The sequence below is a fragment of the Dehalobacter sp. TBBPA1 genome, from assembly GCF_040931655.1.
In the GTDB taxonomy this organism is placed as follows: Bacteria; Bacillota; Desulfitobacteriia; order Desulfitobacteriales; family Syntrophobotulaceae; genus Dehalobacter; species Dehalobacter restrictus.
On the sequence record NZ_CP162385.1, the window covers coordinates 1,982,024 to 1,994,889 of the forward strand.

Sequence of the window (12,866 nt, forward strand, 5' to 3'; positions counted from 1 at the left end):
GTTTCCATCCTCTTTTTTAAATGATCACATTTCCTCAATTTCCTCATATTCTTTAACCAAATCACTGATCATTTTCCCTGCAGGTAGGATTTCAGTTATCTTTTCAATATATTGTCCTGAAAAAATCAGCCCTTGATCCAAATTACCCTGTTGGGCATTAATCAAGGCCTCCTTTATGCAAAAAGTTGCTGTGCATTTTTTCAGACAGCCTTCACATATTTGTGGGGATTTTACTTTCCCCGAAAGGATTTCATCTGTAAATTTATTTCGGATTGCTCTCCCGGGCAGCCCGACGGGACTTTGAATGATGACAATATCTTCTGCCGTTGCTCTCAGATAAGCTTCTTTGAGGGCCGGTGCTCCGTTCGCCTCTTCACTGGCTGCAAAACGGATCCCCATTTGCACGCCGTCAGCACCAAGGCTAAACGCCTCCTGTAAATCTCCCGTATCCACAATGCCTCCTGCCGCAATGACCGGGATAGAAATAGCCGCCTTGACCTCAGGAACAAGAATTCTCATGGACTGATCTGTTCCGAGATGTCCTCCCGCTTCTTTCCCTTCTACTACGACCGCTGCCGCTCCCAAGCTTTCAGAAATCCTGGCAAGCTTGGCCGTCGATACAATCGGGACTAAAGGGGTTTTTGCCTCAGCGCACCAGCGAAAAATATCCCTGGAAAAACCGGCTCCCTGGATAATCAGGTCAATGCCTTCTTCCAACGCAGCGCAGACAAGTTCTTTGAAACGCGTTGCTGCAAACATAATATTTATTCCGATGATTCCTTTGGATTTCTCCCTGGCCTTTCTGATTTCACCTTTTAACTCAGTTTCATCCAAAGACGTCGCAGCAATAATCCCTATTCCACCAGCGTTGGCCACAGCCGCAGCCAGCTGAAAAGTGGAAATTCTAATAGCCATCCCGCCCTGGATGATCGGATACTTCGGGATCAGACCTCCTACTCTTAACACAGGTAACTTCAAAATACAGCCCTCCAATAATTTCTTCAACAATTTCTTGAATAATTTTTGCAAACATTAATTCTTTCTAACAGTTTTCTTCATTAATTAATTTTCAAATTTCAAATTATTTTGATATTCAAAGTAATTTTCTCTTTGATTCTACCTCTTTTTGAGCCACTATTCAAGTTCATTACTCAGCGCTATACATACTCTTTCTGTCTGTTCCACCAACATCAGGCTTTTTCATATTTTTACCGCGTAATGTTCATACTACCTATATCTGAAAAATGGAGGGCTGAACAGGATGCATACAATGTGGAAAGGTTCCATAAGTTTTGGTTTGGTCAATATTCCCATCAAAATGTTTGCTGCTACCGAAGAGAAGGACATCCATTTCAGATACATCCATAAGGAGTGCAGTACCCCTCTTAAGTATGAAAAGCATTGTCCGACATGTAACAAAGAAGTAAAAGAAGAGGAAATCGTTCGTGGGTACGAATATGAAACCGGTCATTTTATTATTATCAATGAGACAGATCTTATTGCCTTAAAATCTGAAGTGGAAGAGAAGTCAATTGAAATCCTTGATTTTATTAATCTTGCAGAAATTGATCCGATTTATTACGACAAATCCTATTACCTAGCACCGCAGGATACCGGCGGCAAAGCCTATCATCTCCTGCGACAGTCCATGAATGATACCGGCAAAATTGCCCTGGCTAAAATGACTATCCGCAATAAACAGACGCTGGCTGCCTTAAGGGTTTACAATAAGGTCCTGGTCCTGGAAACCATTTTCTATCCAGATGAAATAAGACCCGTCAGCGAGGTACCGGGAATCAGCGAGCAGCAGGGTGTCAACGAAAAAGAGCTTGATATCGCGACCCAGCTGATTACCAACTTAACTGCACCATTCGAGCCGGAAAAATATAAGGATAATTACCGGGAAGCACTGAGAGAGCTGATCAACAAAAAGATTGAAGGCAGGGAAATAGAAGTCGCACCTGAAGCGCCCCACCGTAATGTCATTGACTTGATGGAAGCCCTTCAGGCCAGTTTAAAAGAAACCAAGAAGAAACCTTCCAGGGGCAAAACAAAGACTGCAGAAAAAACCAACCCGGATACTGATGCCCAGGAAGAGAAAAAGACAACCGCAAGCTAGTACCTTGTCAACTCTAAAATAAACATATTAATCTATCCATAGACGTCAAACTTAATGTGCCTGGAGATTTTTATGAAACTGCTGGAAGTAATGGAGCCTGTCCTGTCATCTGAAATCAGGACAGGTGATGCGTGGATCCACCAGATTAAATGGGATGGTATCAGAGGGTTATCCTATATTGAAGACGGCAGAGTCCGGATCTATACCAAAAGTGGCAGGGAGCGGACTTCTTTTTATCCTGAAATCCAGATAGCTCCAAAGCTGCTGAACGGCCATCAGGCCGTACTGGATGGTGAACTGGTTGTTTTCAATACCGGGAACAGACCATCCTTTCATCTGATCATGAATCGGGAACGTCTCAGAAACAGTTCTAATCTGCCAGTCTATCAGCAAAAATACCCGGTCTGCTACATCTTGTTTGATCTTTTGTTCTTTAATGGCACAGACTTGCGTAGCCGTCCTCTAGAAGAGAGACAAGATCTTCTTCGGACCAAGGTGTCATCTTCTTCCAACATCACGGTTACCGATGATTTTACGGACGGTTCAGCTCTGTTTAAGCTAATGAAAGAAAGAAATTACGAGGGAATCGTTAGCAAGAGAAAGAACAGCCGTTACCAAGCTGGCAAAAAACATAATGACTGGTTCAAAACCAAAATCAGCAAAAAAATCCTGGCCATTGTCGGCGGATTATCCTGGAAAGAGCAATTCCCGAACTCACTACTGCTTGGTATCTTCCAGGGAGACCAGTACCTCTACATCGGGAATGCGAGTCTTGGACTGTCCCAGAAAGACTTCCAGCTTCTCAAGGCTTACGCTTCGGATTATGCCCAGGAAAGCAGCCCGTTCGACAACCTTAAAAAAATGAAGGATACGACCTGGCTCAAACCGGTCTTGACCTGCTGGGTAAGTTTTCTGGAATGGACAGACAGCAGGAGTCTCCGCCACCCTAAAATTATTGGTTTCAGCAAAGATCCTGCCTCTGAAGCCCAAGGAAAGGAATTCATCACGGAATGAACCTGGAAGTTGACGGCAAAACGCTCACTATAACCAACCCTGAAAAATTATTATGGCCTGACCTCGGTATCCGCAAGCTTGATTATTTGAAAATCCTGCTGGAATTAGCCCCGTACCTTCTGCCTCACGTCAAAGACCGTCTACTGACGACGATCCGTTATCCTGATGGTTTCCAGGGCAAGTCCTTCTTTCAGAAAAACATCCCTGATTATGCCCCTGGGTGGATTCCGACGATCGAATGGCGGGATAATCAGTATATCATTTTAGCATCAGAAGCAATCCTCATTTGGCTCGGAAACCAGGCGTGTCTGGAATTCCACATTCCATTTAACCCCTATGACAGGGATCAGTATCCTTCTGCACTGGTTTTCGACCTGGACCCTTCCCAAGGCCAGACCTTTGAGGATGTCACGGAAGCGGCCCTGCTGATTTTTGAAGAGCTTCAAGCGCTTCAGATTACAAGCTATATCAAAACTTCCGGGGCAAGCGGACTTCAGATCCATATTCCGACAGGCGGGAAGTATGATTACGATACCGCCAGAAAAATCAACGAATTTTTTGCGGTTTATTTCAGCCAGAAATACCCCCGGCAAATTACCCTGGAGCGCAGTGTCGCCAAAAGAGGCCATAAGCTCTATTTTGACTATCTGCAGATGTGGCAGGGTAAAACCATCATCAGTCCTTATTCTCCAAGGGCAACGGCCTACGCCTCCGTTGCCGCTCCGCTGGAATGGGGGGAGCTGCGGCACGGGGTCAAACCCCAGGATTTTAATCTGCTGAATATCAGCAGCAGGCTGAAAGATAAAGGAGATCTCTTTGCTCCGCTGAAAAATGGACAGAACAGCAGGAGCTGCCAAGATCTCGACTTTATCCTTGAAAAAATTTAATCATTTACCTATTTCGCAGATTATAAAAATTTGGATGTATCATGACAGACAGCCGCGCTCCGCATTCATGCTCCGCTTACGCTGGAACTGTGGCACACAGACCCAGCTATGAAGGTTTAAATGTCTGGTTATTTAGAGAACGGTATACTAGTCGTTAGAGGATGTATGGAACGTGATCTCCGGGTACTTATCCTTCAGTCTGTCCAGGTAGTATTCGTCCTCAAGAAGAACGACCATCTGGTCATCCTGATCTTTGACGCACAGATTACGGAGTCCGCGCAAATTGGCCGGATCAACAGGTTTGTCGCTTCTGACCCAGCGGGCCATATGATGCAGAAGATGATGAAGCTGAATTCTTGTTCCATATTCATTTTCGAGGCGGTATTCCAGGACTTCAAACTGAAGCTTTCCCACAACGCCGACAATCAGTTCCTCCGGCCCATCCATAAAGGTCCGGAAGACCTGCACTGTCCCTTCTTCCGTCAGCTGCTTGATTCCCTTCTGAAACTGTTTGTACTTGGAAAAATCCAGATTGATAATCTTGGCAAAATACTCCGGCGCAAACTGCGGCAGCTTTTCGAATTCAAAGGTCCCTTCCTCACTCAAGGTATCGCCGATCCGAAAAATGCCCGGATCAAACAAACCCACCACATCTCCGGGATATGCCTCTTCCAGGATATCGCGTTCCTGTGCCAAGAACTGCTGTGGTTGTGGAAGCTTGATCTTCTTGCCGCTTCGAACATGATTGGCTGCCATTCCGCGTTCGAACCTGCCCGAACAGACCCGCATAAACGCAATCCGGTCCCTGTGGGCCGGGTTCATATTGGCCTGAATCTTAAAAATGAAACCTGAAAATTGGGGATCGGTCGGCTGAATGTCGCCAACCGAACTTTTTTGCGGTCTTGGCTCAGGCGCCATTTCCAGGAACTGCTCCAGAAAAGTTTGGACGCCAATACTGCTCAGCGCACTGCCGAAGAAGACCGGAGACAGCATCCCCTGCTGAATCATTTCCTCGTCAAATGGATCCCCCGCAATATCCAATAATTCCAGATCTTCGCGAAGCTTATCGTATAAGGCAGGTTCGAGACAGTCTTTCAGAGCGGGATCTTCAAGTCCGCGTTCGCCCGCCTCAATCCGTTTTCGTTCGCCGTCCCGGTAAAGCTCCAGACATTGATGCCGCCGGTCGTAGATTGCACTGAAATCTTTTCCCATTCCGACCGGCCAATTCAAAGGAACCGTATTAATGTCTAAAACATCCTCAATCTCTTGAAGGACATCCAGCGGGTCTTTGCCAAAACGGTCCAGCTTGTTGATAAACGTAAAAATCGGTATGCCTCTCATCCGGCAGACTTTAAACAGCTTGATGGTCTGGGCTTCGACACCTTTGACCAGATCGATTAGCATGACGGCGCTGTCGGCTGCCATCAGCGTGCGATAGGTGTCTTCACTAAAATCTTCGTGCCCGGGTGTATCTAAAATATTGATATGGATTCCGTTATATGAAAACTGCATGGCGCTCGAAGTTACGGAAATGCCACGTTCTTTTTCAATCTGCATCCAGTCGGAAGTTGCATACTTGGCTGCTTTTCTTCCTTTTACCGTACCAGCCAGCCGGATAGCCCCACCAAAAAACAGCAGTTTTTCTGTTAAGGTCGTTTTCCCAGCATCCGGGTGAGAAATAATTGCAAATGTCCTTCTGGGTTTAATCTGATTCTGGTTCGTCGTCTTTTCCATCAAGTTCCCTTTCCTTTTTTACGTGCGTGTTTTTGCCTATATTACTATATCATATTCCTTAACTTTTTTCTTCTTTAACACCCGCATTGCATTCAGGATCGCAATCACAGCCACGCCTACATCAGCAAATACAGCTTCCCACATTGTCGCGGCACCCATCGCTCCAAGGATGAGGACACCTATCTTTATTCCGAGCGCAAAACCAATATTTTGCCAGACAATTCCTTTCGTTTTCCGGGCAATCTGGATTGCCTCGAGCAGTTTGGCAGGTTCGTCCGTCATCAGGACAATATCCGCGGCCTCAATCGCTGCATCCGACCCGAGTCCGCCCATGGCAACCCCGATATCGGCCCTGGCCAGGACCGGCGCATCATTGACCCCATCTCCGACAAAAACGAGTTTACTGCCGTTTTCCTTCTGCTCCTCCAGTTCTTCCAGAACAGCAACCTTTTGATCGGGAAGCAATTCAGCGTAAACTTGGTCAAACCCCAACTGCTGTCCAACCTGTTCACTGATCGCCTTCGTGTCTCCGGTCAGCATAACCAATTTCTTGACCCCTGCCTGTCTCAAGCCCCGCAAAGCCTCATGAACATCTTTTTTGACTCTGTCCGTAATCAGGATATAGCCGGCATATTGACGGTCAATCGCGATATAGGCAATCGTTCCAACCTCGGGTATTTGCGTCAGGGAGATTCCTTCCTCAGTCAGGAGCCTAGCGCTGCCGGCCATGACTTCTTTTCCCTGATATACTGTTTTTACGCCATAACCTGGTATTTCTTGGTACTGATGGATATCCTTCTGATCAATGCCCTTCGTGTTCAGTTTTTTTGTATCATCTTCGGTGTATCGTTTCAAAATCGAGGCCGCAATGGGATGACCTGAAAAATATTCAGCCGCAGCAGCATATTCCAGCAAAGTATCTTCATCAAACCCCTGAGCAGCTTGTATTCCGGTAACTTCAAACACACCTTCGGTTAGCGTGCCGGTCTTATCGAAGACAACTGTACGCACTTGATTCAGGCCTTCCAGGTAGTTGCTTCCCTTGATCAGGATGCCGTTTCGGGAAGCGCCTCCGATACCCCCAAAAAAGCTTAACGGGATGGAGATCACCAGTGCGCAGGGACATGACACCACTAGAAAGACCAAAGCCCGGTTCAGCCATTCGCTGAACGTGGCCCCCTCAATAAACAACGGGGGTAGAAAAGCTAAAAGTGCAGCTCCGAGCACAATAACCGGTGTATAGACACGCGCAAATGTTGTCATGAAATTTTCTGTCTTAGCTTTTTTAGAGGCGGCCTTTTCCACCAGATCCAGAACCCGTGCAACCGTGCTCTGCTCATAAACCTTCGTAACTTTTACGGTCAAGACCCCGGTCTTATTAATAAAACCAGCTAGAATGCTGCTGCCGGCTTCGACCTCCCTCGGGATAAATTCTCCGGTGAGCGCCGAGGTATCCAAAACAGACCTGCCCACAAGCACTGTGCCATCGAGGGGAACTTTCTCTCCTGGTTTGATCAGAATCATCTGGCCTTCCCTGACTTCCTCCGGCGGCACTTTGCTTATGGAATCTCCCTTCATTAAATTCGCATAGTCCGGACGAATATCCATCAGTTCGCTGATCGAGCGGCGGGAACGGTTCACAGCACTGTCCTGGAAAAATTCACCGACCCGGTAGAACAGCATCACTGCTACAGCCTCGGGATATTCCTGAATAGCCAGCGCCCCAACTGTAGCAATAAACATCAGAAAGTTTTCATCAAGAAACTTGCCACGGATAATATTTTGGAGTGCCGCCCAGACAATCTTGCCGCCAATCAACAAATAGCTGACCAGAAACAGTACGATTTCAATGGCAGGTTTCAATTTTAGCAGAAACGCAGCAGTAAAAATGACGGCTCCAATGATAAAGCAAACCAGCCCGGCATTAACTTTTTGTTCTTTCTGTTCTTTCTGTTCTTTCTGTTCTTTCTGTTTTTCTTGTTCCGTGGTTTTTTCTTCTTTACTGGCTACACCCATATCTTTGGACCGGATCCCAGTAATGCTTATCCCGGCTTCAATCCGGGAAGCAATTTTTTCAATTTTGAGGGCGATATCTGTGATCTTTTCAGAATCATTTACCTCTAGATAGAGTTTACTGCCAGCAAAATCAATATTTGCAGTTTTTATGCCATCAAGCTTCCTTACTTCCTGTTCGATTTTAGCCGAACAGTTTGCACAGCCAAGACCGGCAAGCAGGATGACTGCTTCCTGACTCTTTATAGCCATATCTTTTTTCTCCTCACGCATCTTTATCCTTCTTTGACATGGAGCATTCCCTGGTTGAAAATGCCTTTGATATGCTCGTCATCCAGCGCATAGAATACAATCTTTCCTTCTTTTCTGTTCTTTACCAGCCTGCATTGCTTAAGAACTCGCAGCTGATGGGAAATTGCCGACTGGGTCATATTCAACAGAAAGGCCAGGTCGCAGACACACATTTCCGCTTCGGAAAGCGCCCAGAGTATTTTTATCCTTGTCGTATCACCAAATACTTTAAACAACTCGGCAAGATCGTACAGATTTTCTTCCTGCGGCATCAATTCTTTAACCTTACCGACAATTTCTTCATGAATAACCAGACAGTCACACCGCAAATTCTCCGCTTTTCCCTCTATCAAAACAAATCGCTCCTTTGTATTTGCTCTATCAATTGAATACTTGAATAACTGTTCATATATTATACTATTACATATTTCTTTTATGGTCAATTCATTTTTCTATTTTTCTAATTTATTTTCCTTGTACGATTCTCTGCATTATTCTTTTTTAGCTTTTTCTGCCTTGGGTTCAAACGCTATGCTCTTTTAACCGGAATCTACGCATAGCCTGTAAATATTGATTTAAGTTTTTTAAGGCTATTTGTCAGGGTAAAATAAAGATGGACGGATACGGATGAGGCCATCATTAATGCTGCCAGATAATGCAGCCAGCGTACAGGGTTTAATCCTCCTGCCGGTTTGACCGCTCTCTGCAGGGGCTTAAAGTAGAGGGCCATCCCGGTAATCATCTGGACCAGGGTTAATCCTGCGAGCGAGGTGATCAATATTTTCTGACCTGGGTTGTATTTGGGATACTCCTTCTTTTTTTCGGATAGGAAGAATTCGTATTTTAAAAATCCGGGCATTGCCTTTAAGGTCTTGCGGTTCGGAATGATCTCTTTATAGTTTTTGTCTTTCATCCCGTAGCAAATCCGTGCCAGATACGAATTCAACAGTAAAAACTGGGCGACGGCGTGTGTCTTCCGGGCTGAGTCCATCCGTTTGAAACCAAAAGCGCGCGATGGGCTGTGAATGTAAAGCCCGCTAAGAATTAAAGCCAATACAGCTGGCGCATAAACCCAGTGAAGCAGTCTGGCTGTTCCTGAATGACGTTGCTTTTTCCAGTTCATATCATGATCTCCCCGATCGATGTTCTGGTGGTTATTAAATGCGTTGAACAAGAGGAGCAGATGTCAAACGCCCTGATCACCCGGCCGATTTCAATGGGCTGTTTTTCATCCGCAATTGGAATTCCGATCAGCGCTTCCTCGACCGGTCCTCTGCAATTCTGATTATCCCGAGGCGAAAAATTCCAGGCACTGGGTGTAATGATCTGGTATTGGGCAATCCTGCCGTTTTCAATCCGCAGCCAGTGTCCGAGCGGACCGCGCATTGCTCCGGTGAGGCCAATACCCTCGGCATTTTTCGGCACTTCAAAGGGTACGAATATGCGTCCCTCCGGCTCAAGCTCATCGAGCCAGGATTCCATCAAGGCCCCTACTTTTTGGGCCTCGAGCGCCCTGGCGATCATCCGGTCCATTGTCGATATGCCCTTTCGGTAATCTCCTTTGATCCAGAGCCTGGCCAGCGGTCCCCCTTCCACCGGCATACCGGAATAACGGGGCGCCTTTATCCAAGAGTAGGCGTCTTCTTTTTCCCGTTCAGGGACTGTCCGGCCTCCAGATGGGTTTCGCGGTCCGGACTCTGCTGCATACCAGGACCTTGCCGTATGTTCTTTAATCAGCGACAGATCAAGCTTCTGGATTTGGCCGTTCAGCACTGCTCCACCGGGAAAATATCTCTCCTGATCTTGCTCTGTGCATGGAAACAGTCCGTACTCAAGCATATTTGGGGTTCTTTGGCCGAGTTCAAAGTAATCACTGTAAGCGTCTGCAAGGATGTATACATCGGGTACCATCTGATCCTGGATAAACTGATTTACTTTTTGGAGCTTCGACCGGAAATTCATGACCACATCGGCAGAAGGCGGGACTGTAGCCCCTCCAGCCAATATCCCATGAGGAAACGGGGCTTTTCCGCCTAGCAGGGCCACCATTTCGTGAGCCAAGCGGCTTATTTCCAGTGCTAAATACATATTCTGCACCATCGTATCGTTTTTCTTTTTTTCTAGCCGCTTATCTTTGGTATAACCTGGAACAAATGGGGCTCTCTCTGGCAGGATCAAATAATCCACCAGGGAAAACAAATACAGATGGCGGATATGATTCTGAAGCATATCTGCCCCAATGATCAGGTTTCGCAAAATGTTGGCATTACGGGGCGGCTTGATCCCGGCAGCGTCTTCCAAGGCATAGGAGGCGGCCGCTCCATGCAGCGATGAGCAGATCCCGCAGATTCTTTCCGTAAGGTACGCGGCGTCCCGCGGGTCTTTTCCCTGCAGTATCAGTTCAAACCCTCTGAAAAAGATCCCGCTGCAGCGGGCATCTATCACTTTTTTGTCTTCAACTGTGACCTCTACGGCGCAGGAGTTGTTAGCCCTGGTAAGCGGCCCTATGACAATCTTTTTCATGAAGTCAGTCCTTTTCCTTTATTCTCGTCTTCATACAATCTTTTACCTGCCGTTTTCTTACTTATGACCTTTTTTAAGTGAGCCTTGGTTTTTGGCTTGCTTCCGCCTGGAAGATCCTTTTTCAGTGTTTCCGCAATCTGCCGGTCAGGATGCTTCCCATCAGATGAGCGCCAATACCAAGCACGGTCACAGCCCCTGTCAATAGTCCCACCCTATTTGCCGTTACTTTGATCCCAGGAAGCTTTACATCTGGTAAGTGTTCAAAGAATGGAACGTCCCCATCGGGAAACTCCGGGCTGGCACAGCCGATACAAGGGGTATTGGCTTTTACCGGCCAGCTTAGATGCTCTCCGTTCCACTGGCGGACAGGGCAATCTGCATAGGTGACCGGCCCTTTACAGCCAATCTTATACATGCACCACGGTTCTCCCGGCTTAACGGCAAAGATGCTGTTGTCAAAATAATCCCGCCGCTGGCAAAGGTTATGGATTGTTTCTCCATAGAAAAGTTTGGGCCGGCTATAATCATCAAGTGCTGGCTCACCGTACTGAATTAAATGGTTCAAAGTGCCCATCATCCATTCGGGGTTGATTGGGCATCCAGGCACATTGATAACTTTTCTGTCTAGAACAGCCTGTAACGATACACATTTAGAAGGGTTCGGAGCTGCAGCATAGATCCCTCCGAACGCTGCGCAGGTACCGGCAGCAACCACGTAACGAGCTTCAGCACCCAGTTCCCGCACTGCCTGCAAAGCCGTCCAAGCCTTGCCGTTCCGATAACCGATCACAGAATACAGGCCATTGGATCTCGTTGGGATGCTCCCTTCAACCACCAGGATGTATGCCGCTTTATGATTTTTCTGGAGATCATCAAGAACATTGATGGCATCACTGCCTTCGGACGCGCCCAAAAGATAATCAAAACGAAGCTCTGCAATGCTGCTGATCAACTCCTGGTAGCCCGGATCCTTGGCATTAAGAAGGGAAAGCATGTCGCCGGCACAGGTATTCGTCCCGAGCCAGATAATGAGAGGTTTTGCTGGAACATCTTTATTCACCATACCCTTACATCCCTTCTGCGGTCTTTCGTACCCTGTTATCTTATACTTTGCGATTTTTTCAGTTCAAAGAATATTATTACCGCATGCTATTGCACTATACGAGATTTGCAGGTCTATCCTGTTTTGTTCAGGCATAAATAATTATGATTAGCCTTTCTCAAGGTTCCCCGGAAGGATGAACGAGCCATGAACTTTAAACGATTTATCTTAAGTCTGATTGTGATTGTCTTGTTAATTACAGGCTGCAAAATCATCTGGAATAGACATTTAATAACCGTAAACGCAGCCGCAGTATCCCCAGTTTCCGATTGGGAATATGAGGCCGTAATGAAAAGGGATATTCTATGTCTGATGCTGGCCTATCCCGAAACCATTACCGGTGTGGATAAAGTATCCGGAAATGAGGTCTATGTCCTTTTAAAATCCGGAAAAAAAATCTTATATGATGATAGAAAAGAAAAAAACGCCTGGCAGAAATCGGGAAACCCTGATCTCCAGGATATGATGGATCAGCTCTACCCATTGTCCAAGATTACCGAAGTTTTGCCTAATTACTACAACCCTGGCTGTGCAAGAGTTTATCCGCTTCTGAAAGAAGTCTACGGAATGAGCAAAAAAGCAATCCTGTCCAATCTGATCAAAGTCAGCATTGGCTACAAGTATGTAGAGTTTAACGGAAACAATAAAGCTGCAGAATCCTTAAAGGCGGTTATGAAAGAACTGCTTCCGTTGTCCCGCCAAAGCCATAAGGTGTACGCTGCTTCTTTTCCGAGCAGCGGGGCTTTCAATTACCGGCTGATCGGCGGTACAAACAGGCTGAGCTCCCATGCCTACGGTATCGCAATCGATCTTAACAGTAATAAATACGATTATTGGCGCTGGTCCACCCGTGAAGAAGGTCAGAAAAGGCTTAATGCTTATCCCCAGGAGGTCTCTGCTATCTTTGAAAAATATGGTTTTATTTGGGGCGGCAAATGGGGAAATTTCGATATCATGCATTACGAATACCGTCCGGAAATCATTCTGAAAGCGCGTCATTTTTCCGAAAGACCCGTCTCGGGGATTCCATGGTATGACGGCTTGCAAAGCAACCAGGAAGCCTGGGAATATATCTGGCTGATTGAAGAAAGCCTGTAGCTTTATATGCTTATCGTTCAGTCAACCTGAATTGCGAACAACACTGAATCGTGAACATCCTGGCGGTATTTTTTCTTTCATGATA

11 protein-coding genes are annotated in these 12,866 nt (G+C 46.4%); 4 read left to right on the forward strand and 7 right to left on the reverse strand.

Features of this window, described 5'->3' with window-relative positions; translation table 11 throughout:
* Nucleotides 1-24 precede the first annotated feature (24 nt).
* The gene (locus tag AB3489_RS09770; protein ID WP_019225626.1) at nucleotides 25-978 is read right to left on the reverse strand and encodes a nitronate monooxygenase family protein; all 954 of its coding nucleotides are present in this window, start codon (nucleotides 976-978) and stop codon (nucleotides 25-27) included.
* Between the two features lie 283 nt (nucleotides 979-1,261).
* Between AB3489_RS09770 and AB3489_RS09775 the strand changes: the two genes are divergently transcribed.
* From AB3489_RS09775 to ligD (AB3489_RS09785), 3 genes are all read left to right on the forward strand, one after another.
* Entirely contained in the window at nucleotides 1,262-2,119 is an 858-nt protein-coding gene (locus AB3489_RS09775; protein ID WP_019225627.1) for a Ku protein, read from the forward strand.
* Nucleotides 2,120-2,191: 72 nt separating this feature from the next.
* Nucleotides 2,192-3,133, forward strand: a complete 942-nt coding sequence (gene ligD / locus AB3489_RS09780; RefSeq protein ID WP_368292724.1) for a non-homologous end-joining DNA ligase — start codon at nucleotides 2,192-2,194, stop codon at nucleotides 3,131-3,133.
* Complete coding sequence (ligD, locus tag AB3489_RS09785) at nucleotides 3,130-4,020, forward strand: non-homologous end-joining DNA ligase (RefSeq protein WP_368292725.1); 891 nt, start codon at nucleotides 3,130-3,132, stop codon at nucleotides 4,018-4,020. The genes ligD (AB3489_RS09780) and ligD (AB3489_RS09785) overlap by 4 nt, the downstream gene beginning before the upstream one ends.
* 147 nt (nucleotides 4,021-4,167) lie before the next feature.
* On the opposite strand, the gene AB3489_RS09790 is transcribed toward ligD (AB3489_RS09785), so the two are convergent.
* From AB3489_RS09790 to AB3489_RS09815, 6 genes are all read right to left on the reverse strand, one after another.
* Nucleotides 4,168-5,754, reverse strand: coding sequence for a peptide chain release factor 3 (locus AB3489_RS09790; RefSeq protein WP_368292726.1), 1,587 nt, complete (start codon nucleotides 5,752-5,754; stop codon nucleotides 4,168-4,170).
* Between the two features lie 36 nt (nucleotides 5,755-5,790).
* Nucleotides 5,791-8,040, reverse strand: coding sequence for a heavy metal translocating P-type ATPase (locus AB3489_RS09795; protein WP_368292727.1), 2,250 nt, complete (start codon nucleotides 8,038-8,040; stop codon nucleotides 5,791-5,793).
* 2 nt (nucleotides 8,041-8,042) lie between these two features.
* Nucleotides 8,043-8,408, reverse strand: a complete 366-nt coding sequence (locus AB3489_RS09800) for an ArsR/SmtB family transcription factor (protein WP_368294614.1) — start codon at nucleotides 8,406-8,408, stop codon at nucleotides 8,043-8,045.
* Between the two features lie 200 nt (nucleotides 8,409-8,608).
* A complete protein-coding gene (locus AB3489_RS09805) occupies nucleotides 8,609-9,181 on the reverse strand; it encodes a cytochrome b/b6 domain-containing protein (protein WP_368292728.1) in 573 nt (190 codons plus the stop codon).
* Nucleotides 9,178-10,581 (reverse strand): nickel-dependent hydrogenase large subunit, encoded by a 1,404-nt coding sequence (locus AB3489_RS09810; protein ID WP_368292729.1) that lies wholly within the window; start codon nucleotides 10,579-10,581, stop codon nucleotides 9,178-9,180. Before AB3489_RS09810 ends, AB3489_RS09805 begins: the two co-directional genes overlap by 4 nt.
* A gap of 121 nt (nucleotides 10,582-10,702) precedes the next feature.
* Nucleotides 10,703-11,644 (reverse strand): hydrogenase small subunit, encoded by a 942-nt coding sequence (locus AB3489_RS09815; protein ID WP_368292730.1) that lies wholly within the window; start codon nucleotides 11,642-11,644, stop codon nucleotides 10,703-10,705.
* A 186-nt stretch (nucleotides 11,645-11,830) separates the two neighbouring features.
* On the opposite strand from AB3489_RS09815, the gene AB3489_RS09820 reads away from it, so the two are divergent.
* Nucleotides 11,831-12,781 carry a M15 family metallopeptidase gene (locus AB3489_RS09820; RefSeq protein WP_368292731.1) on the forward strand — a complete coding sequence of 317 codons (951 nt, stop codon included), beginning with the start codon at nucleotides 11,831-11,833 and terminating at the stop codon, nucleotides 12,779-12,781.
* Nucleotides 12,782-12,866 lie beyond the last annotated feature (85 nt).